The sequence below is a fragment of the Bacillus cereus group sp. BfR-BA-01453 genome, assembly GCF_022662915.1.
Lineage (GTDB): Bacteria > Bacillota > Bacilli > Bacillales > Bacillaceae_G > Bacillus_A > Bacillus_A paranthracis.
On the sequence record NZ_JAKUEN010000057.1, the window covers coordinates 1 to 228 of the forward strand.

The window sequence follows — 228 nt, forward strand, 5'->3', positions numbered from 1 at the left end:
TGATGATGGCAGAGAGGTCACACCCGTTCCCATACCGAACACGGAAGTTAAGCTCTCTAGCGCCGATGGTAGTTGGGACCTTGTCCCTGTGAGAGTAGGACGTCGCCAAGCTATTTATATCATCGCGGGGTGGAGCAGCACGGTAGCTCGTCGGGCTCATAACCCGAAGGTCGCAGGTTCAAATCCTGTCCCCGCAACCAAATGGTCCCGTGGTGTAGTGGTTAACAT

General features: G+C 54.8%; 1 tRNA gene and 1 rRNA gene. Both read left to right on the forward strand.

Annotated features, from left to right (window positions below):
• Nucleotides 1-111 (forward strand): 5S ribosomal RNA (gene rrf / locus MR070_RS27000); the annotation flags it as partial.
• A gap of 12 nt (nucleotides 112-123) precedes the next feature.
• A tRNA-Met gene (locus MR070_RS27005) sits at nucleotides 124-200 on the forward strand.
• Nucleotides 201-228: the final 28 nt, after the last annotated feature.